2 protein-coding genes are annotated in these 956 nt (G+C 63.0%); both read right to left on the bottom strand.

What is annotated here, in order from left to right; genetic code table 11:
• A partial coding sequence (locus tag A9X04_RS29995; RefSeq protein WP_156764503.1) for a glycosyltransferase occupies window positions 1-110 on the bottom strand: 110 nt, incomplete at its 3' end.
• Window positions 111-503: 393 nt separating this feature from the next.
• Window positions 504-956, bottom strand: a 453-nt coding sequence (locus A9X04_RS23015) for a glycosyltransferase (protein WP_369829003.1), incomplete at its 5' end; no start/stop codon positions are given.

Genomic DNA, 956 nt, shown 5'->3' on the forward strand with positions numbered 1-956 from the left:
GGCGGGACGGCCATGCGGACGTCGTGCCCTCGGCGCGTCAGTTCCCGCCCGATAGCGAGGCACGGCTCTATGTCACCGCGCGTCCCGTAGCTTGCCACAGCAAATTTCATCGCGTTGTAACCTTAATCACTTTTCCCTTGCCCCGGCAACACTTCAGAGTAGGGTCTTTCGGCCCTAATTTCAGTCTCTCCCTTCCCTATTGGGATTGACTGTTTTCGTTGCATGGCATGGGGAATGAGGTTCCGCGAGCGGGCGAACCGGCAATTCCCACCGGGCGCCGTCGGGTGTGACGAAGCCAATATCATCGGCCCTATCCCCCCGACCATTGGACTGTGACGACCTTTGACGGTTTGACGCGACCCCCAGGCATCGTCGGCTGATCAGATATCTAGTGTGCCAGAAAGTGTGGTCCCGTGTCTCCAGAAGCGGCAACTAGTTCGGCGCCGGCGCCGGAGTCAGGACGCTGACAGTGCGGCACACATCCGCGCTGTCGGCTTTGCCGATCAGGCGCGACTCCGCGAGCCGGCAAACTTCTCCACCACGTCAGCGGCCTTGACAACGCTTTCAGCGGGTTTGGTCATGTGCCGGGCGATCTCTCGCGCACGCACGCCGTAATCCGGATCGAGTATCCGGCGCAGATCCGCCAACAACGACTCCCGGGTGGTGGCCGAAAACCGCCGCGTGGCACCAACTTTCAGCCGTTTGAGCTGGGCTCCCCAGACGGTTTGATTGACATCCATCGACAAGACCAGCGTCGGGACCCCCGCCCGCAGGCTCGCCGCCGTGGTGCCCGAGCCGCCGTGGTGTACGACCGCGCGGCAGGCGGGAAAGACGGCCGCATAATTCACCGCGCCCACCACCTTGACGTGCTCGGGAAGTGGCACGTCGCTGAAATCGCTCCAACCGGCGCAAATCAGCGCGCGTTCGCCCAATTCCGCGCAGGCCGCACCGATCAT

The sequence above is a fragment of the Mycobacterium sp. E3247 genome, from assembly GCF_001667785.1.
Lineage (GTDB): Bacteria > Actinomycetota > Actinomycetes > Mycobacteriales > Mycobacteriaceae > Mycobacterium.